The organism is Zhihengliuella alba, assembly GCF_039538765.1.
In the GTDB taxonomy this organism is placed as follows: Bacteria; Actinomycetota; Actinomycetes; order Actinomycetales; family Micrococcaceae; genus Zhihengliuella; species Zhihengliuella alba.
In genome coordinates this window covers 84,923-103,764 of sequence record NZ_BAABCJ010000006.1, presented here as the reverse complement: position 1 = coordinate 103,764, position 18,842 = coordinate 84,923, and the positions used below count along the sequence as shown (strand labels likewise).

Genomic DNA, 18,842 nt, shown 5'->3' with positions numbered 1-18,842 from the left:
CCGGCCCCCTCCACGCCGCCCGGGCCCGGGTGTAGCCTGCTGGCATGAGTGCTGAACACGATTGGGAGCCCGTCTGGTCCGTCCTCGAATCCGAGCGCCCGGAGGGTGCCATCCTGCTGAGCGCCGACCCGCTGGAGGTCGAGGCGGTCGAGGCCCTGCCGGACGAGTACGCACTGTTCGAGGCGCCCCTGGACGAGTACGACGTCGTCGAGCTGACGCACTTCGACCAGCCCGTGGCCCGGGGCCGGGTGGCGTACGGCGACGGCTTCGCCGTCCTCGCCCCGGTGCACCCCGTGGAGGAGGACGGCGACGTCGCCACCGCCCATGTGGCCGCGATCGTCGCCCGGCTCGCGGTGAATGCGCACGGCGAGGGCGCCGAGGTGCTCTACGCTCTGGTCGGCGGAGAGGACGACGCCGCGACCTTCGAGGAGATCGGGTTCTCCACGGTCGACGAGGCCGCCGGGTAGTTCCGCGGCGGATCCGCGGCACCGCTCCCGCGGCATCGCTCCTGCGGCACTGCTCCTGCGGCACTGATCGAGCGGCGCCGACGGGGACAGAACGCAGAAGGAATGCAGAAGGGGAGCGCACCCGCGGGTGCGCTCCCCTTCTGCGTCTCAAGCGTCGGCGGCCCCGGCGGGGCCGGACCGGTCAGCGCTTGTTCGAGTCCTCCTCGTAGACGTCCGGGATGCCGTCGGCGTTGGCGTCGATGGACGCCTCCTCCTCGATCCGCTTGTAGTGGCGGTTGCGGACCCCGAGGATCGCGGCGGCCAACAGGGCCGCGAGGACCGATGCGGAGAGGATGGCGACCTTGGCGTGGTCGTTGTGCTCGCTTTCGATGCCGAAGCTGAGTTCGGCGACGAGCAGGGAGACGGTGAAGCCGATGCCCGCCAGGAGGCCCACACCGAAGAGGTCGATCCAGCGGATCGAGGCGTCCAGCTGCGCCTTGGTGAACTTGGCCATGCACCACGTGGTCAGCAGGATGCCGACCGGCTTGCCGAGCACCAGGCCGGCGACCACGCCGATCGTGACCGGGTCGGTGAGGGCGGACGCGAAGCCCTCCGCGCCGCCGATCGCCACACCGGCGGAGAAGAACGCGAAGATCGGCACCGCGACGCCGCTGGAGAGCGGCCGGAGGTGGTGCTCCAGGTCCTCGGCCAGGCCGTGCTTGGCGCCCTTGGCCTGGCCCTCCTTGCTGATGATGACCGGCACCACGAAGCCGAGCACCACGCCCGCGATGGTCGCGTGGATGCCGGAGGCGTGCAGGAGCGCCCAGGCCACCAGGCCGAGCGGCAGCAGGATGGCCCAGGGGGCCCAGGCGTGCGTGCCGAGGAAGTGGCGGAACTTCTGCGCCAGGACGGCGTAGATGATCACCGGCACCACGAAGAGCGCCAGCGGGACGAAATTGATCTCGTCCGTGTAGAACACGGCGATGATCAGGATGGCGATGAGGTCGTCCACCACGGCCAGCGTCAACAGGAAGATGCGCAGGGGCGAGGGAAGGTGGGAGCCGATGATCGCCAGCACGGCGACGGCGAAGGCGATGTCCGTCGCGGTGGGGATCGCCCAGCCGTGCAGCGCCGTCGCGCTGCCCATGTTGATCAGGGCGTAGATGCCGGCGGGGATGATGACGCCGCCGACGGCGGCCATGACCGGGACCATCGCCTTGCTCGGCGTGCGCAGGTCCCCGGCGACGATCTCCTTCTTCAGCTCGAGGCCGACGAGGAAGAAGAAGATGGCCAGCAGCCCGTCCGAGGCCCAGTGGCCGAGGCTGAGGTCCAGGTGCCAGGACTCGGGGCCGATCGCGACGTGGAAGTCGCGCAGCGAGAAGTAGGCGTCGGAGGCCGGCGAGTTGGCCCAGATGATGGCGATGGCCGCCGCGGCGACGAGCATGAGGCCGCCGACGGTCTCCTTGCGGAGGATCTCGCCGATGCGCCGCGATTCGGAGTAGGAGCCCCAGCCGATCAGCGGGCGGGTCTGTCCCTGGGACGGGGCCCCCGGGGGGCCGTCGGAGGTCTCGGGACCTGGCTTGTTGGCCATATAAACGTCAATCCTTCGGGTCGTTCGAATACGTCACTGCCGACCAGACTTCCCGGCTCACCGCGTACCAGTCTAGGCGACGGGCATCACGACGACTGAAATAGGCTGGGCCGGTGACTCACAGGGCGAACCCGGCGGACGGGACGGAACACGGGACCGAGGGGCGCGCCCCGGAGGCGGGGATGGCCGCCGTTCCGGGCACGACGGCGGGGGAGCCGGCGGCCGGTGCCGCGGCCTCCGGCGCGACGCCGGACGTCCCGGCGGTCGCCGAGGTCGGCGTCGGACCCTGGGAGGGCCCCTGGCCCGAGGGCGACCACTGGGACCCCGAGCTCCTGCGCGAGGGGGACCGGCGCAACGTCGTGGACCAGTACCGGTACTGGCGGCACGAGGCGATCGTGGCCGACCTGGACTCCCGCCGGCACGACTTCCACGTCGCCATCGAGAACTGGCAGCACGACTTCAACATCGGCACCGTGGTGCGGACGGCCAACGCCTTCCTGGCCCGGGAGGTGCACATCATCGGACGCCGGCGCTGGAACCGGCGCGGCGCCATGGTCACCGACCGGTACCAGCACGTGCGCCACCACCCGACCGTCACGGACTTCGTCGCCTGGGCGCGGGGCGAGGGGCTGGCCGTCATCGCCGTCGACCTCTTCCCCGACTCCCAGCAGCTGGAGACGTTCGACCTGCCGCGGCGCTGCGTCCTGGTGTTCGGCCAGGAGGGCCCCGGGCTGAGCGAGGAGGTCCACCGGGCCGCGGACGCCACCCTCTCCATCGAGCAGTATGGATCCACCCGGTCCATCAACGCCGGCTCGGCCGCCGCGATCGCGATGCACGCCTGGATCAGGCGGCACCCCTTCGGCCAGCGCCCCTGACACGTGGTCCCCGGGACCGGGGATCACGTGTCAGGGGAGCCGCCCGCCCGCCGCCTAGAACCTGGTGATGCGGGTGTGGAGTTCGTGGGCCTCGGCGACTCGGGCCCGGATCTCCTCGATGTCCTTCACCCGGTCCCGGTACTTCTTCTCCATGCCGGCGATCTGCTTCTCCTCGTCCAGCAGCAGGCGGAACACCCGCTCGCGCTCGAACTCGTCCGAGGTGTAGTCCGGGTTCAGGTAGTTCTGGGCGTGGCGCCGGGCGTTGGAGACGGCGGTGTTGGCCTTGCCGGCCTTGGAGAACAGGGACATCAGCACGGTCAGCACCAGGACGCCGATGATGACGCTCAGCGAGAGCTGCGTGGAGATCTCCACGACCGGCACGGGCTGGCCGTCGTTGACGAACGGCACGTTGTTCTCGTGCAGCGCGTGCAGGATCAGCTTGACGCCGATGAAGCCCAGGATCGCGGCGAGCCCGTAGGACAGGTAGATCAGGCGGTCCAGGAGCCCGTCCAGCAGGAAGTAGAGCTGGCGGAGGCCGAGCAGCGAGAACGCGGTGGCCGTGAAGACGATGTAGACCTCCTGCGTCAGGCCGTAGATCGCCGGGATCGAGTCGAGCGCGAACAGGATGTCGGTGCCGCCGATGGCCACCATGACCAGCAGCATCGGGGTGAGCACCCGCTTGCCGTCTTGCACCGTGAACAGGCGGTCGCCGTCGTACTTGTCCGTGGTGGGCAGGAAGCGCTTGGCGAGCCGGATGATGAAGTTGTCCGCATCGTCGGAGTGGTCGTCCTTCTTGAGCATGTTGCCCGCCGTGAGCAGCAGGATCAGGCCGAAGAGGTAGAACATCCACGCGAAGGTGTTGATCAGCTGCGCGCCGAGGAAGATGAAGCCCGTGCGGGCGATCAGCGCGAACACGATGCCGAACAGCAGCACCTTCTGCTGGTCCTCGCGGGGGACGCGGAAGCTGGAGATGATGACCAGGAAGACGAAGAGGTTGTCCACGGAGAGCGCCTTCTCCGTGATGTAGCCGGCGAAGTACTCGCCGCCGGCCTGGTGCCCGCCGAGGAGCCAGAGGCCCAGGCCGAACACGAGCGCGATGCCCACGTAGAGGGCCGACCAGATCGACGCCTCCTTGAGCGTGGGGGTGTGGGCCTTGCGGACGTGGAAGAAGAAGTCGTAGGCGACGAGCAGCAGGATGAAGACGATGGTGGCAGCCCAGAGCCAGCCGGGAACGGTCATCGGAAGCCCTTTCACAGGAGACGCGTCGGAGGTGCGGAGGAGCGGTGGATCGTGCGGTGGATCGTGCGGTGGTGCCTCGGGTGCGGTCCCGGTAAGAATACGACGACGGCCGTCAAACGGACCGTGCCGGAGACCACTGCTGGCCTAGGATGGTCCCGACAGTGTTGTCCAGACCATATATCTCGCACAACGTCAGGAGACGGAATGCCGATCGCTACCCCGGACAAGTACAACGCCATGATCGACGCGGCCAAGGAGGGCGGATACGCCTTCCCCGCCGTCAACGTCACGAGCTCGCAGACCCTCAACGCCGCCATCCGCGGCTTCGCCGAGGCCGAGTCCGACGGCATCATCCAGGTCTCCACCGGCGGTGCCGCCTACTGGTCCGGCTCCTCCGTCAAGAACATGGTGACGGGCTCGCTCGGCTTCGCCGCGTTCGCCCGCGAGGTCGCGAAGTCCTACGGCGTGAACATCGCCCTGCACACCGACCACTGCCCCAAGGACAAGCTGGACGAGTTCGTCCTGCCGCTGCTCGAGGCCTCCGAGGCCGAGGTCAAGGCCGGCCGCGACCCGATCTTCAACTCGCACATGTGGGACGGCTCCGCCGAGACGCTGGAGGAGAACCTCCGCATCGCCGCCGACCTGCTGCCCCGCTCCGCGGCCGCCAAGCAGATCCTCGAGGTCGAGATCGGCACCGTCGGTGGCGAGGAAGACGGCGTCGAGAACGCCATCAACGACAAGCTCTACACCACCGTCGCCGACGCGATGGCGACCATCGAGGCCCTCGGCGCCGGCGAGAACGGCCGCTACATCACCGCTCTGACATTCGGCAACGTGCACGGCGTCTACAAGCCGGGCGGCGTGAAGCTGCGCCCCGAGATCCTCCAGGAGATCCAGGCCGAGGTCGGCGCGAAGCTCGGCCAGGACAAGCCGTTCGACCTGGTCTTCCACGGCGGCTCGGGCTCCTCGGAGCAGGAGATCGCCGACGCGGTCTCCTACGGCGTGATCAAGATGAACATCGACACCGACACCCAGTACGCGTTCACGCGTCCGGTCGCCGGCCACATGTACCAGAACTTCGACGGCGTCCTGAAGGTCGATGGCGAGGTCGGCAACAAGAAGACCTACGACCCCCGCGTCTGGGGCGCCAAGGCCGAGGCGTCGATGGCCGCCCGTGTCTTCGAGGCCGCACGCCAGCTCGGCTCGGCCGGGAAGTCGATCAAGTAGCCGCATGAGCGAGATCGGCAAGAACCTGCTCGGCATCCCGGAGACGCTGCTGCCCGAGGAGCCCGACGTCGAGTCCCGTCTCGCCGCGGGCGAGCCGGCCGCGGACGTCGCGGCGAGCCATCCGACGTCGTCCCTCGCCTGGGCGGCGCTCGCCGACGAGGCGTACGACGCCGGCCGTCACGTCGAGTCCTACGCGTACGCCCGCGTGGGCTACCACCGCGGCCTCGATGCGCTGCGGAAGTCGGGATGGCGCGGCCAGGGCCCGGTGCCCTGGACCCACGTGCCGAACCGCGGCTTCCTCCGCGCCCTCTACGCACTCGGCCGCGCCGCCGAGTCGATCGGCGAGCTGGACGAGGTGGAGCGGATCAACCGCTTCCTGGACGATTCCGACCCGGCCGCCCGCGCCGCGATCGAGGCGTAGCGCCCGAACTCCTCGCGGCCTCCTCGCGCCCCACGGCGGTGCGACCGCATCCTCCCCCTTTCGTCATCACGGCGGAAGGGGGAGGATGCTTTTCATGGAGTCGATCACCGCGCTCGAGGACGAGGTACTCATCCACCTCCCGCAGTGGCGGGTGTGGGATCTGCTGACCGACTGGGTGTCGGCACCGCTCTGGATGCCGGGCGTCGACTCGATGCTCGCCGTCGGCCCCGCGGTGCCCGGGCAGACCCTGCGCTACCGGTCCGCGGACCACGAGCGGGAGCTGACCGTCGCGACGGTCGAGCCCGGCAGTGCCCTGACGCTGGCCGCCGGCTCCGACGGGGCGGACGTGCGCGTCGAGTACGGGTACCTCCTGGTCGCCGAGGGGGACCGGACCCGGCTGCGCCTGCGCGTCGGCATCCGCCTGGACCACGCCGCAGCGGACGGCGCGGACGAGCTGCGGGAGGCCCTGGCGGAGGCGGAGTCCGGCCAGCTGGAGGCGTTCCGCGCCTACGCCGAGAAGGCCCCGTAGGCGAGCCTCCAGCGGACGGCCCTCTCTCCGCGTGGGGACTTCTCCCCATCGCACGGCGGACCCCGATGCGCAATACTCGACGCAGAAGTGGTCGGTTCCTGCAGGAGGAGTGAGCGGTGGCGCTGGAGGGATACACGCTGAGGTCCGGCTACCTTGGTGTCCTGAATACGCTGGGCGAGAACCTCGGAGACGTCGAGACCTCCAAGACCGAACTCAAGACTTCGGTCGAAGACGCCAAGACGGCCGTCAAGAGTTCGAAGATCTCCGAGGCTCTCACCAGCCTCCACGACGAGGTCGTCGGGGCCAACAGCGAAGCGGCCTGGCAGCGTGGGACGAACGCCCGGGACGGCGCGGCACAGATCCGCCGCGCCATTATCCAGTCGGACCAGCAGATGGCCGATGACGCGTACAGCACGATCCAGAAGACCCCCGATTTCCACGAGCGGTAGCGACGACGATGGCCTATGAAGTTGATACCAGCTGCTATGAGGGCTGGGCTGACCCCGAGACGATCCGAACGGCTGCCAGCGACCTGGGCAAGAAGGCCGGAAACGTCGAGACGGACGTCGACACGTGCAGCACCACCTGGGGATCGCTGCAGTCCTTCATCGAGATCGACGACTATTCGTCCTCCACTCAGTTCAAGGAATCATTCGTCGAGATCAAACGACATGGGGGATTCGTCGCGGACGGAGGCGAAAAGGCGGAGGCGGCGCTGAAGGCTTTCGCCGACACCGTCGACGCGGAACTCGGGATCGTGGAGAACATCCTGGGACAGATCGCCTACTTCCGGGGCGAGGTCGCGAACCTCGACGAGACGGACGCGACAGCCGTGGCGGAGGCCGAAGGAACTCAGCGCTGGCTGCAGGGACTCGTGGACGGCACTCAGACCAATTACGAGAATGCCGAGAAGGCGTGCGCCAACACGCTCAACGGCATCTACGACAAGGTTCTCGACCAGGGCGGTGGAATCGCCGGCCCCTGGGGCACGGCTGCTCTGACGGTCGCGGGGAACTCCACGGGGTTCGTCCGGATCGACCCGAGTCGAAAGGTGCCGGTCTACGGCTACAGGACGCCGGCTTACGATCCACGCGACTACTACACGACCAAGAAGATCGTGACCGCCAACGGTCAGGTCAAGTACGCCGCCTACATGAAGCCGGGCGTGACACTGCCGGCGCCCGAGCGCTACGTGGTGCGGCACCAGAATCCATGGAGCGTCGTGGACCCGGCCGAGGCCCAGCGGCAGAACCTGAAGATGCCGACGGCGATGCGCGCCGGTGGCTGGATCGTCAATGTGGCCGGCGGGGTCATCACGATCAACAGCGAGTACGAGGAGCGCTACAACGAGCTTCTGCGCACGCGCCCCGACCTGTCGGAGGACGAGCTCGAGAACGAGGCGGGACAGGCCGGTCTGGTGCGTGGAGGCACCAAGGTCGCTGTCATCGCCGGCGCCGGCATGATGGGAATGGCCATCGGCACGGCCATTCCCATTCCGGGTGTCGGCACTCTGGCCGGAGGCGTGATCGGATTGGCGGTCGGAGGCGTGCTGGCCTACGGGGCCGAAGCGCTCGGACTGGCCGATGCCGCCGCTGACGTCGTGGAGGACGTCTACGAGACGATCACGCCGGAACCGGTCAAGGAGGTCGTCGGCGAAGTCGGGGAAGTCGTCTCCGATGTCGGGGGAGCGATCTCCGACGGCTGGAATTCCTTGTGGGACTAAGGTGAACATCATGTCGACACAGCAGACTCAGGCCTGCACCTGGCACGAGGTCGGGCCCGCACGGCTTCCCGTCCCCGATGCTTGGGAGTCGGCGCTGACGGGTCTCGGCGCCGTCTTCGTCCACCCCGAGGAGGCGGTCACTTTCCGGCCGAGCCTCGTGCTGAAGGTCATCCCGCGGTCGGAGGAAACGAGCATGGCGTGGCTCTCCACTGTGGCGTTGGCGGCCGACCGCGAACTGCTCCATGAACCGCGCTTCATCTCTGACGATGTCTGGGAGACCGCGACCGGTCTGGGCCGCATGCACCTGGTCCTCTACCGCAGCGGTCTGGAGCAGATCGCCTCCCAGCGCTGGCTCGTCCCCGCTGGGGCCAGCGCAGTGGAGGCCACGGCAACCTATGCGGTCGCCGATTCCGATCGCATGGAGTCGCTCATGCGATCGATGGTGTCCGAGATGCGGGTCGACGAACATCAGCCCTCCGCCGGGGCGGCCGCCGGACTCCCGGGCAGGGAGCCAAAGGTGGACGACGACGCGATGGAGGCATGGGGACAGCCGCTTGAACGCCTGCGCAAGCTCCAGTGGGCCAACAGGTGGCCTTTTCAGGGGCCGGTACTGCCGAGGGCGAGCTTTGACTTCCTGGCCACCACCGCCACCCGTGAGGGGCCGCTGGGGCGATTGGAGGCTGGCGCGTTCGGTCGAGAGATCGAGCAGCTCGCCGGCCTCGGCCTCATGGACGGCCGGGCACAGTGGACCCCGCTGGGCCATCGGGTGGCCGACGGCTTCAGGAACCGGAGGTTCTATGCCCAGACGACGCTGCGTTTCGGTGAGCGGCTGAGCCAGTTCGACCTTTTCGCCGGCCAGAACATGGCGACTGCGCTGACCGGTCCGTCGTACCACGACCTCCTCGAGGGTGCGGTGCCCGACCCCGAGACCAGACCGCACGAGCTCATGGGTCTCTCCACGTGCATCGGGGCAGTCGCTCAATGGGTCGGGCTTGCGCCGGCCTGGACGCTGGGCGCGCCCGTCGTCGTGGACGCGGAACCTCTCTACGGCACGCTTCGCTCGGGCGGCCCGGCCGGGACCGATGGCATGCCGTGCCCCCGCGGGTTTGAACGCTTCTGGGGGCGGCCGTGGGTCGAGTGGACCGTCGGCATCCCCGAACTCGAGCGCGGCCTCCGATTCATCAACGCGGGAGAAGCGGGCCACTTCGCCATCGAGGACATCGACGACTACTCTCGGGTCCGGCTCACACCGGCTCCATCGTTCAGCGTTTGGCAGGAGCTCCGTCGGCTCTTCGATGCGGCGGTTGATCGTCACCCATCCGAGGAGGGAGCACCATCGTAGTCTTCGGTGCAGTGATGCTGGTCCTGGGCGCGGCGTTCGCCGGTCTCGGCTACCTGAACTACCGCGGCGTCTGGCGTCCCTGGAACGTCGTCTTCCCCTACTTCGGTTCGGGGATGCTGTTCACGGGTGCCGCGGTGCTCCTGTGGGGGTGCGTCTCCCTCGTCACCGGGGCCGTCAGTCACGAGGGTCGCGATTCGATGGCATCGGCACTGCAATGGACTCTCAGCGGCCTGGGGTTCGTGGCTCTACTCCTCTTCGCGGCAGGAGTCTGGTTCGGCTACGGCCATCTGCCGCGAGCGCTGAGACCGCGCTGGGTCCGTGAGGGTGAGGGCATCGCGGACGTGACCACCGCTGACGGGACGTCGGTGCCACTTCCGGAGTGGTCGGCCGCACGCGCAGGAACGGCCCTCGCCGGCAGTCGGGGCCCCATCCTCGGGCCGGCTGCCGTCGACTGGTTGTATCGGAACTGGATGGGGCACGGCTGGAAGCGCTTCGCGCAGTCCGCCGAGTCGGAGGCCCTCCGGGACCGGGGCATGCTCGACGGAGACGGTCGGGCGGTGCCCGAGGTGCACGGCGCGGCGATGCCGCTGCGCCGTGCCGCAGCGAACCTGTACGTCGCCGTCTCCCGTCCGATCGGCAGCGGCCCCGCCGACGAGCACCGCGACTTCATCCTGCGCGCTGACGAGACCAACGGCGTCGTCCTCTGGCAGGAGGACTGGTGGCCGGGAGATCAACGCGCGCTGACGGACGAGCGCTCCGTCCAGCAGCGGCTGCGCCTGATGGCCACGCACGGAACCCGCAGGAAAGTGAACACGCCCTACCGGCTGGACTTCATCGATCCGGCATCGACCGGCCGCTGGGCGGGTGACTTCCTCCGGGACACCGAGGCTCCCGGGGCGGTCTGGCGTGCCTTCGTCGACGGCGAGCTGTGGGGGACGATCGAGCGTCAGCCGGACGGCTCCTTCACCGTGGACGGACGCACGGTAGAGGTTGCCGCGCTGGAGCGCTCGTGGTTGGAGGCCTTGGAGCCCGGTGCGGTCCGTCGGTCGAGCTGAGCCGGAGGCGGTCCCGCGCGCATAGGATGGGGCGGCGGATCCCGCCGCCGATCCGCCGTCGCGCCTCTCGAAAGGAACTCCGCCCAGTGGCCAAGCTGTACTTCCGCTACGGAGCCATGAACTCCGGAAAGTCCACGGGTCTGCTGCAGGCGGCCTTCAACTACGAGGAACGCGGACAGCGGGTCCTGCTGGCCAAGCCGGCCATCGACACCAAGGGCGACTCGACCATCGTGTCCCGGCTCGGGGTCGCCCGGGCGGTCGACTTCACCATTGCACCGGACGACGACGTCCGCGCCGTGTTCCGCCGCCAGGCCGCCGGCGACGACCCCGACGCGCTCCTCGAGCACGTCGACGTCGAGCCCGTCGCCTGCCTGCTGATCGACGAGGCCCAGTTCCTGTCCCGTCAGCAGGTCGACGACCTGCTGCGCATCGCCGTGCTCGACGGCGTGCCCGTCCTGGCCTACGGGATCCGCACGGACTTCCGGACCGAGGCGTTCGCCGGCTCGGCCCGCCTGATGGAGCTCGCGCACAGCCTCGAGGAGTTGAAGACCATCTGCAGCTGCGGGCGCAAGGCCGTCTTCAACACGCGCCGCGTCGGCTCGGAGTACGTGTTCGACGGCGACCAGGTCGCCATCGACGGCGAGGACGTCCAGTACGAGTCGCTGTGTGCGACCTGCTATCTGGAGGCGTCCGGCGGCCGGTTGGGCTGACGACTGGAGCGAGTTCGCCCGAAACCATTGACAGGCGCCGCGCCGGGTCAGCAGACTGGCTGAAGCCAAACTAATAGGCGACTGATATTTCAGAGATGGGCGGCTCGAAGATGAGTAACAAGGCAGTCAGCTACGCAGGACCCGGCAAGGTCGAGGTCATCGACACTCCCTACCCCGAGTTCGAACTCAAGGACGGCCCCGGGGTCAACCCGGCCAACGTCGGCCGGAAGGTCCACCACGGCGTCATCCTCAAGACGATCGCCACCAACATCTGCGGCTCGGACCAGCACATGGTGCGCGGCCGCACCACGGCCCCAGAGGGCCTCGTGCTCGGCCACGAGATCACCGGCGAGGTCGTCGAGGTCGGCCGGGACGTGGAGTTCATCAAGGTCGGCGACGTCGTCTCCGTCCCCTTCAACATCTCCTGCGGCCGCTGCCGGAACTGCAAGGAGCGGCAGACGGGCATCTGCCTGAATGTGAACCCGGACCGTCCCGGGTCGGCCTACGGCTACGTGGACATGGGCGGCTGGGTCGGCGGGCAGGCCGAGTACGTGCTGGTGCCGTACGCCGACTGGAACCTGCTGAAGTTCCCGGACCGCGATCAGGCCCTGGAGAAGATCCTGGACCTGACGATGCTCTCCGACATCTTCCCCACCGGCTTCCACGGCGCCGTCGGCGCCGGCGTGACGGTCGGCTCGACGGTGTACGTCGCGGGCGCCGGCCCGGTCGGGCTCGCCGCCGCCACCTCCGCTCACCTGCTGGGCGCGGCGACCGTGATCGTGGGCGACCTCAATGCGGACCGTCTCGCCCAGGCCCGCAGCTTCGGCTGCGAGACCGTGGACGTCTCGCTCGGCGACCCGGGCGAGCAGATCGCCCAGATCCTCGGCACCCCCGAGGTCGACTGCGGCATCGACGCCGTCGGCTTCGAGGCCCGCGGCCACGGGCACGACGCCGGCAAGGAGCAGCCCGCCACGGTGCTGAACTCGCTCATGGAGATCACCCGCGCCGGCGGCAGCCTCGGCATCCCGGGTCTCTACGTCACCGGCGACCCGGGCGCTACCGACGAAGCCGCCAAGGTCGGCTCCCTCTCGATGCGCTTCGGCCTCGGTTTCGCGAAGTCCCACACCTTCGTCACGGGCCAGTGCCCCGTGATGAAGTACCACCGCGGCCTCATGCAGGCGATCCTCTCCGACAAGGTGAGCATCGCCGCGAACGTGAAGGCCACGCCCATCTCGCTCGACGAGGCGCCCAAGGGCTACGCCGCGTTCGACGAGGGCGCCGCACAGAAGTTCGTCCTGGACCCGCACGGCATGATCACACGCAACTAGCGTCGCGGCGGCCCTCGGCGGGGGCCAGCGAGGCAGGCCGGTCGGACCGCGATGGTCCGGCCGGCCTGCGTCGTCCCGGGCCCCGTCGGGTGGACTCCCCTGCAACCGGGAATCCCCCACGGGGCGCCGTGGAGCCGAGCATCAGCCGCGCAGCAGGCCGTCCAGAGCGCGCTCGAGCGCCCACCGGAAATCGGGTGCCTCGCTGCCGGGCACGTCGAAGTCGGCGCGGTTCTGCGCCGCCGCCACCGAGCCCAGCACGTGGTTGACGATCAGGGCCTGGGCGCTGCCGGCGTCGGAACGGTCCAGCCCCGCGGCGGCGAGCAACTCGGTCAACCGTGTCAGGGCCTCGAGCCGGCCCGGGGCGAGCACGCGCGCCACATTCACGACCTCGGAGCTGTCCGGCACGGGCAGCAGGGTCTGGTGCAGGGTCGAGGCGAGGTGCAGGATCCGCCCGCGGGCGTCGACGCCGTCGCCCGTCGGTTCGGAGGGGGCCGTCAGCGCGGGGGCGGCGAGCACGGCAGCCGCGACCTCCACCAGCAGCTCCTGCTTGTTCTTCACATGCCAGTAGAGGGCTCCGACCTGGACATCCAACTCCCGCGCGAGCCGACGCATCGACAAGTCTCCCAGTCCGAACCGGCGCAGCAGCCCGACGGCCGTCTCCACCACGGTCTCCTGCGTCAGCGCCATACGCTCAGTCTAGGGATCAATCGTCGTCGTCGCGGATCTGCTCGAAGACCAGCGACGTCTGCGTTGACGCGAACGCCGGGTTCGCCCCCAGCTGGGCGGCCGTGAAGTCGCGCAGTGCCTCCACCGTGGGGCAGAGGACGTGCACGTGGAGGTCCACCGTCCCGGCCAGGACGAAGACGTCCGTGACCTCGGGGCGCCGACGGAGCTGCCGGGCCGCCGCGAGCATGCGGTCGCGCATCTCCGGCCGCAGGACCACCGCGATGATCGCGCGGATCTGCAGGCCCAGCGCCTGCGGATCGATGTCGGCGTGGTACCCGCGGATGACGCCGGCCTCCCTCAGCGCCCGGACCCGGCCGAGACAGGTCGAGGGCGCTACCCCGGCCCGTGCGGCCAGGACATTGTTGGCCAGGCGCGCGTCGCGGGCGAGCTCGCGCAGGATGACCAGGTCGGTCTCGTCCAGTCGAACGGGATTTCGCCCGGACTGGTAGTTGTCGACGGTTCGTGAACTCAGCACGGCGGATCGTCGCTCCTCTTGGCAGATATTCGGCAGGGCTGGCCCCGACGTGCCCCAGATTCTACGCTGACTCAGGCTGGGAGCGCCCGGCTCCACCGTCCGTCCCCGAAAGGTGCCCCATGGTCCAGCAGACCGCGACCCACGACCGCCAGGGCTGCGTCGAGCGCGACGCCGCCGACCCGCTCGCCGGATTCCGGTCCCGCTTCGTCCTGCCGGACGGCCTGGTCTACCTGGACGGCAACTCCCTCGGGCCGAGCCCGCGCGGTGCCGCCGCTCGCGCCGCCGAGGTCGTCGAGCAGGAGTGGGCCCAGGGCCTCATCCGGTCGTGGAACACCGCGGGGTGGTTCGACCTGCCGCGTCGGCTCGGCGACAAGCTCGCCCGGCTCGTCGGCGGTGCAGACGGCGAGTGCGTCGTCACCGACACCACCACCCTCAATCTCTTCAAGGCGCTCGCCTCCGCCGTGCGGATCCAGCAGCAGGATGCGCCCGGGCGCCGCGTGATCGTCACCGAGCGGGACAACTTCCCCACCGACATCTACATCGCGGAGGGGCTGGCCGATCTGCTCAACTCGGTCGGCGGCGGCTACGAGGTCCGTCTCATCGACGAGGACCTGAGTCTCGCCGAGGCGCTGGACGACGACGTCGCCGTCGTGTCCCTCTCCCATGTCAACTACCGCACGGGGGCCATGTGGGACATGGCGTCCGTGACGGCGCAGATCCACGACGCCGGCGCCCTGGCGATCTGGGACCTCGCCCACGCGGCGGGGGCAGTGCCGGTGGCGTTGAACGCGGCGGACGCCGACTACGCCGTCGGCTGCACCTACAAGTACCTCAACGGCGGCCCCGGCTCGCCCGCCTTCATCTGGGTGAACCGGCGCCACCAGAACCGCTTCTGGCAGCCGCTGTCCGGCTGGTGGTCCCACGCCCGGCCGTTCGCCATGGCCGACGGCTACGAGCCGGACGACGGTGCCGGGCGGTTCCTGTGCGGGACCCAGCCGGTCATCTCGCTGGCGACGCTCGAATGCGGCCTGGACCTCTCGCTCGAAGCCGACCCGGCGGTGCTGCGGACCAAGTCGCTCGCGCTGACGGACCTCTTCATGCAGCTGCTCGAGGAGCGCTGCGCCGGCCATGGACTGGAGGTCATCACGCCCCGGGCGCACGCCGAGCGCGGCAGCCACGTGAGCGTCGCGCACCCGGATGCTTACGCGATCGTCAGCGCGCTGATCGGCCGGGGCGTCATCGGCGACTACCGGGAGCCGGGGGCCATGCGCTTCGGCTTCACCTCGTTGTACACGTCCTACGCGGACGTGTGGGACGCCGTCGAGCATCTGCGCGACATCCTCGACACCCGCGCCTGGGACGCGCCCGAGCACCGGCGGCGCAACGCGGTCACCTGATCACTCCACCACGGCCTCACGACAACGAGGTCACGATGAGAACAAGCATGGAACTGCTCGCGGAACGCGAGCAGGGCCTCTCCCGGGGGCTGACCGGACGCCAGTTGAGCATGATCGCGCTGGGCGGGGCGATCGGTACCGGCCTCTTCCTCGGCAGCAAGTTCGCGATTGGATTCGCGGGTCCGAGCGTCCTGGTCAGCTACGGAATCGGGGGCGTCATCGCGCTGCTGGTCATGGGGGCGTTGGCCGAGATGACCGCGAGCCACTCCACCACAGGGTCCTTCGGCGCGTTCGCCGAGCACTACATCGGCCCGCTGGCCGGTTTCATGGTGAAGTACCTGTACTGGTCCTGCATCGTGCTCGCCGTCGGTACGGAGGTGACGGCCGTCGGTGAGTACATGCAGCACTGGTTCCCGGCGGTGCCGCCGCTCGTCTGGGTGCTGGCCTTCTCGGCTCTGCTGCTGGGCGTGAACATGATGAATGTGAAGGTCTTCGGCACGCTCGAGTACTGGCTCTCGGCGACCAAGGTGTTCGCGATCGTGGCGTTCATCGTCGTGGCCGCGTCGTTGGTGTTCGGCGGCAGCGAGTCCTACGGCTTCCATCACTACTCCAGTGAGGGCGGCTTCTTCTCCGGCGGTTTCACCGGGGTGTGGTTCGGCGTGATCGTGGCGATCTTCTCCTACCTCAGCATCGAGATGATCGCGATCGCCGCGGGTGAGGCGAAGGATCCCGGCACCGCCGTGAAGAAGGCTTTCAAGGTCACGATCGTCCGGCTGTTCCTCTTCTACATCGCGACCCTGGCCCTGATCCTGGCGATCGCACCGGTCTCCGCCCTGCTCGCCGGCGGCAGCCCGTTCGTCACGGTCATGCAGGTGGCCGGCCTCCCGTTCGCGGACTCGCTGCTGAACTTCGTGTTGATCGTCGCGGCCCTGTCCGCGATGAACTCCCAGCTCTACATCTCCACGCGGATGATGTTCTCGCTTTCCCGGGGAGGGCACGCGCCCCGCGTCTTCGGCGCGCTGCGCAGGAACGGGGCGCCCGTGAACGCCCTCCTGCTCTCCGCCGCCGGCGTGGCGGTGGCGGCGATCGTCTACGCCGCCAACCCGGAGACGGGGTTCACGATCATGATGGCGCTGTCCATGTTCGGCGCCATGAGCACTTGGATGATCATCTTCGTCACCCACCTGTTCTTCCGCCGCGAGCACCGCCGCACGGGCGCCGCCCTGGCCTACCGCCTGCCGTTCTACCCCGCCGGGTCGCTGCTCGGGGCGCTGCTCATGCTCGCGCTGCTCGTCACCACACTGTTCACCGAGGAGTTCCGGATGACGCTGATCTTCGGCGTCCCGTTCGCGGGGCTCGTCGTCGTCGCGTACTTCGTGATGCGCCGCCGGTCCCGCGGGGCGGGCGGTCCGGCGGGCGGTCCCGACGTCGTCGCGTCGGGTGCGGTGCCCAGTGCGGCGACCGGCGTCACGGCAGGTGCCTCGCCCGAAGCGGCAGCCACCGCCGCACCTGAGGGAGTCTCGGCCGAGTCGGTCCGCGGCGGCTGACATGGCCGACGGCGCCGGCCGCCGTCACACGGCCGGGAGGAGGGGGTCGGCGCGTTGCGCCGGCCCCCTCGTGGTGTACCGTGAACCCACGAATTGAACACCGTTCAAGAGAATCTTTTTCGGACGAGGAGTGCGGCGATGGGGCAAGAAGTCTGGACGGCGGGGGTGGCCGAGCTCGTGGAGCGGATCGCGGACGGTCACGCGTTGACCGCGGAGGAGGCGCTCGCCGTCCTCGCGACGCCCGATGCGGGGACGCTCGCGCTCGTCGCGGAGGCGGGCCGCCTGCGCCGAAGGCGCTTCGGCGCCACCGTCAAGGTGAACTACCTGGTCAACCTGAAGTCCGGCCTCTGTCCCGAGGACTGCACCTACTGCTCCCAGCGGCTGGGGTCCGAGGCGCAGATCCTCAAGTACAAGTGGCTCTCCACCGAGGACGCCGCCGAGCAGGCTGGGCTGGGAGTGCAGGGCGGGGCCTCGCGCGTCTGCCTCGTGGCGTCCGGCCGCGGTCCCACGGACCGGGACGTGAACCGGGTGACGGACATGATCGTGCGGGTGAAGGACGAGAACCCGGGCGTGGAGGTCTGCGCGTGCCTCGGCCTCATCAAGGAACGGCACGCGGCCAAGCTGGCCGCCGCAGGCGCCGACGCCTACAACCACAATCTCAACACCGCCGAGTCCAAGTACCAGGACATCTGCACCACGCACACCTACGCCGACCGGGTGGCGACCGTCGAGGCCTCCAAGGCCGTCGGCATGTCCCCGTGCTCGGGACTGATCGTCGGCCTGGGCGAGAGCGACGAGCAGCTCGTCGAGGCGGCGTTCGCCCTCCGCGACCTGGACGCAGACTCCATCCCGGTCAACTTCCTCATGCCCTTCGAGGGCACCCCGCTGGAGGGGACGTGGGAGCTGACCCCCTTGAAGTGCCTGCGGATCCTGGCGATGGTCCGCCTGGTCTGCCCGGACCGCGAGGTCCGCATCGCCGGCGGACGCGAGATGCACCTGCGCTCGCTGCAGCCGGTCGCCCTCGAGGTCGCGAACTCCCTCTTCCTGGGGGACTACCTCACCAGCGAGGGCCAGGCGGCGGAGCAGGACCTCCAGATGATCGCCGACGCGGGCTTCACCGTCCTCGGCCGCGCCGCTCCACCGTCGGCCCCCGGTGCCGCAGGCGTCGACGCCCCGGCTCTGCGCCGCCGCGGCGCCGGAACCGCGGCCGCGCCCAACGCCTGATCCGCCCCGCTACAGTCCGCCGGCGACCTTGAGGACGCTGCCGTTGGCGTAGGACGCATCGGCCGAGAGCATCCAGGAGACCGCTCCGGCGATCTCGTCCGGTTCGCCGGCGCGGCCCAGCGGCACTGCCGCACCCACGCGGGCCGGACGTCCGGGGTCCGCGTGGAAGTCCGTCCAGATCGTCCCCGGCGAGACCGCGTTGACCCGGATCCCCTGCGGGCCGACCTCCCGGGCGAGCCCCACCGTGAGCGCCTCGACGCCCGCCTTCGCCGCCGCGTAGTGGACGTACGTGTCCGGGCCGCCCAGCTGCGCCGCGGCCGAAGAGATGTTCACGATCGCACTGCGCTCGCCGGGTGCCGCCTCGTCGGCGAGGAACGCCCGCACGGCCGCTCGGGCGCAGAGGACGGCGCCGTAGAGGTTGACCTCGAGGTCCCGCCGGATGGCCTCCGGGTCGAGGTCGGCCAGCGGTCCGACGGCGGTCGCGGCGCCGGCGTTGTTGACCAGGCCCGTGAGGCGACCTGCCGCGCCGGCCTCGGCGAAGAGCCGCTCCACCTGGCCGGGGTCCGTCACGTCGGCGCGGAGTACGACGGCGGCACGTCCGAGGGCTCGGACGTCGGCGGCCACGCGCTCCGCCGCGTCGCCGTCGTGCGCGTAGCCGAGGGCGACGTCGTGCCCGTCCCGGGCGAGCCGGCGGCAGACCGCCGCCCCGATGCCCCGGCCGCCGCCGGTGACGAGTGTGTAGGGCACAGTCCCTCGCTTCATGGATCGCGCTTCATGGATAGGGCCGTCGGGGAACGGCGGAATTTCTCGAAGTATACGGACGTACCGGTAGCGGAAGCTCGCGGAAAGCACCGCCGAACGGTAAACTCAGGTTGTAAGAGCCCCTGACTCTTACAACTGGCATGCCCGGATCGCTGAACCGATGCGGATCTCGACGAGGACCATGGCCGGTGGGAGACCAGGGGCTTTCGTGTGTCCGGTCCAGAC

At 69.5% G+C, this 18,842-nt stretch carries 19 protein-coding genes; 14 read left to right on the top strand and 5 right to left on the bottom strand.

Translation table 11 applies throughout. The features are described from left to right. Positions 1 to 44: 44 nt before the first annotated feature. The gene (locus ABD784_RS12025; protein WP_344884953.1) at positions 45 to 467 is read left to right on the top strand and encodes a hypothetical protein; all 423 of its coding nucleotides are present in this window, start codon (positions 45 to 47) and stop codon (positions 465 to 467) included. A 181-nt stretch (positions 468 to 648) separates the two neighbouring features. Here the strand turns inward: ABD784_RS12025 and nhaA are convergent, their stop codons facing one another. After that, positions 649 to 2,037 (bottom strand): Na+/H+ antiporter NhaA, encoded by a 1,389-nt coding sequence (gene nhaA / locus ABD784_RS12020; protein ID WP_344884950.1) that lies wholly within the window; start codon positions 2,035 to 2,037, stop codon positions 649 to 651. 182 nt (positions 2,038 to 2,219) lie between these two features. On the opposite strand from nhaA, the gene ABD784_RS12015 reads away from it, so the two are divergent. Continuing rightward, positions 2,220 to 2,912: a TrmH family RNA methyltransferase gene (locus ABD784_RS12015; protein WP_425582979.1), complete on the top strand. Its 693-nt coding sequence runs from the start codon at positions 2,220 to 2,222 to the stop codon at positions 2,910 to 2,912. 54 nt (positions 2,913 to 2,966) lie between these two features. Here the strand turns inward: ABD784_RS12015 and ABD784_RS12010 are convergent, their stop codons facing one another. Continuing rightward, positions 2,967 to 4,151 carry a TerC family protein gene (locus tag ABD784_RS12010; protein WP_344884944.1) on the bottom strand — a complete coding sequence of 395 codons (1,185 nt, stop codon included), beginning with the start codon at positions 4,149 to 4,151 and terminating at the stop codon, positions 2,967 to 2,969. A 204-nt stretch (positions 4,152 to 4,355) separates the two neighbouring features. Here ABD784_RS12010 and fbaA point away from each other — a divergent pair, with 204 nt between their 5' ends. The 9 genes from fbaA to fdhA all read left to right on the top strand — a co-directional run bounded on the left by fbaA (position 4,356) and on the right by fdhA (position 12,486). Further along, positions 4,356 to 5,378 carry a class II fructose-bisphosphate aldolase gene (gene fbaA, locus ABD784_RS12005; protein WP_344884941.1) on the top strand — a complete coding sequence of 341 codons (1,023 nt, stop codon included), beginning with the start codon at positions 4,356 to 4,358 and terminating at the stop codon, positions 5,376 to 5,378. A gap of 4 nt (positions 5,379 to 5,382) precedes the next feature. Further along, complete coding sequence (locus ABD784_RS12000; protein ID WP_344884938.1) at positions 5,383 to 5,799, top strand: DUF3151 domain-containing protein; 417 nt, start codon at positions 5,383 to 5,385, stop codon at positions 5,797 to 5,799. Positions 5,800 to 5,893: 94 nt separating this feature from the next. Beyond that, positions 5,894 to 6,328, top strand: coding sequence for an SRPBCC family protein (locus ABD784_RS11995; RefSeq protein ID WP_344884935.1), 435 nt, complete (start codon positions 5,894 to 5,896; stop codon positions 6,326 to 6,328). A gap of 116 nt (positions 6,329 to 6,444) precedes the next feature. Then, the gene (locus ABD784_RS11990; RefSeq protein WP_344884932.1) at positions 6,445 to 6,777 is read left to right on the top strand and encodes a DUF6507 family protein; all 333 of its coding nucleotides are present in this window, start codon (positions 6,445 to 6,447) and stop codon (positions 6,775 to 6,777) included. Positions 6,778 to 6,785: 8 nt separating this feature from the next. Then, on the top strand, positions 6,786 to 8,051 hold the full coding sequence (locus ABD784_RS11985; protein ID WP_344884929.1) for a WXG100 family type VII secretion target: 1,266 nt from the start codon (positions 6,786 to 6,788) through the stop codon (positions 8,049 to 8,051). Between the two features lie 10 nt (positions 8,052 to 8,061). Further along, positions 8,062 to 9,393, top strand: coding sequence for a hypothetical protein (locus ABD784_RS11980; protein WP_344884926.1), 1,332 nt, complete (start codon positions 8,062 to 8,064; stop codon positions 9,391 to 9,393). Between the two features lie 11 nt (positions 9,394 to 9,404). Continuing rightward, positions 9,405 to 10,448 carry a hypothetical protein gene (locus ABD784_RS11975; protein WP_344884924.1) on the top strand — a complete coding sequence of 348 codons (1,044 nt, stop codon included), beginning with the start codon at positions 9,405 to 9,407 and terminating at the stop codon, positions 10,446 to 10,448. A gap of 86 nt (positions 10,449 to 10,534) precedes the next feature. Next, positions 10,535 to 11,158 carry a thymidine kinase gene (locus ABD784_RS11970; protein WP_344884921.1) on the top strand — a complete coding sequence of 208 codons (624 nt, stop codon included), beginning with the start codon at positions 10,535 to 10,537 and terminating at the stop codon, positions 11,156 to 11,158. 110 nt (positions 11,159 to 11,268) lie between these two features. Beyond that, positions 11,269 to 12,486: a formaldehyde dehydrogenase, glutathione-independent gene (gene fdhA, locus ABD784_RS11965; RefSeq protein ID WP_344884918.1), complete on the top strand. Its 1,218-nt coding sequence runs from the start codon at positions 11,269 to 11,271 to the stop codon at positions 12,484 to 12,486. 141 nt (positions 12,487 to 12,627) lie between these two features. Here the strand turns inward: fdhA and ABD784_RS11960 are convergent, their stop codons facing one another. After that, positions 12,628 to 13,173, bottom strand: coding sequence for a TetR family transcriptional regulator (locus ABD784_RS11960; RefSeq protein ID WP_344884916.1), 546 nt, complete (start codon positions 13,171 to 13,173; stop codon positions 12,628 to 12,630). Positions 13,174 to 13,189: 16 nt separating this feature from the next. Then, entirely contained in the window at positions 13,190 to 13,687 is a 498-nt protein-coding gene (locus tag ABD784_RS11955; RefSeq protein ID WP_344884913.1) for an Lrp/AsnC family transcriptional regulator, read from the bottom strand. 119 nt (positions 13,688 to 13,806) lie between these two features. On the opposite strand from ABD784_RS11955, the gene kynU reads away from it, so the two are divergent. The 3 genes from kynU (at position 13,807) to bioB (ending at position 17,855) form a co-directional block, all read left to right on the top strand. Further along, the gene (gene kynU / locus ABD784_RS11950; protein ID WP_344884910.1) at positions 13,807 to 15,084 is read left to right on the top strand and encodes a kynureninase; all 1,278 of its coding nucleotides are present in this window, start codon (positions 13,807 to 13,809) and stop codon (positions 15,082 to 15,084) included. A 47-nt stretch (positions 15,085 to 15,131) separates the two neighbouring features. After that, entirely contained in the window at positions 15,132 to 16,631 is a 1,500-nt protein-coding gene (locus tag ABD784_RS11945; RefSeq protein WP_344884907.1) for an amino acid permease, read from the top strand. Between the two features lie 138 nt (positions 16,632 to 16,769). Next, entirely contained in the window at positions 16,770 to 17,855 is a 1,086-nt protein-coding gene (gene bioB / locus ABD784_RS11940; RefSeq protein WP_344884904.1) for a biotin synthase BioB, read from the top strand. 9 nt (positions 17,856 to 17,864) lie between these two features. Here the strand turns inward: bioB and ABD784_RS11935 are convergent, their stop codons facing one another. Then, positions 17,865 to 18,617, bottom strand: coding sequence for an SDR family NAD(P)-dependent oxidoreductase (locus ABD784_RS11935; protein WP_344884901.1), 753 nt, complete (start codon positions 18,615 to 18,617; stop codon positions 17,865 to 17,867). Positions 18,618 to 18,842 lie beyond the last annotated feature (225 nt).